The following is a 448-nucleotide window of genomic DNA, read 5'->3' as shown; positions in this document are numbered from 1 at the left end:
ATCCGGACTCATATGGATACCGACCAGGGCGTTCAGCCAAACAGGCCATAGCGATCACACGCGAGCGCTGCTGGCGATACGACTGGGTGGTGGAGTTTGATATCAAGGCGGCTTTTGATCACATTGATCATGAACTGCTGATGAAAGCGGTGCGAACCCATATCAAAGAGGACTGGATACTGCTGTACATCGAACGATGGCTGGTTGCTCCGTTCGAGGCAGCAGATGGCGTTCGCATTCAACGCGAACGTGGCACCCCGCAAGGCGGCGTGATCAGTCCCATGCTGATGAATCTGTTCATGCATTACACCTTTGACGCTTGGATGCAACGAAACAGCCCAAACTGTCCTTTTGCCCGGTACGCCGATGATGCGGTAGTGCATTGTCGTAGCGAGAGGCAGGCAGAACACGTGATGCGTTCAATCGCTTCACGTCTAGCAGTTTGTGG

At 53.8% G+C, this 448-nt stretch carries 1 protein-coding gene; it reads left to right on the top strand.

Annotated features, from left to right (window positions below; translation table 11 throughout):
* The coding region (locus ACF8MI_RS09150) for a reverse transcriptase domain-containing protein (RefSeq protein WP_392517472.1) at nucleotides 1-448 on the top strand (448 nt) is incomplete at both ends.

It is taken from the genome of Pseudomonas sp. yb_9, assembly GCF_043103635.1.
GTDB lineage: Bacteria > Pseudomonadota > Gammaproteobacteria > Pseudomonadales > Pseudomonadaceae > Aquipseudomonas > Aquipseudomonas monteilii.
Note: the sequence above shows the minus strand (reverse complement) of the source record. Positions and strands in the feature narration are given on the sequence as shown.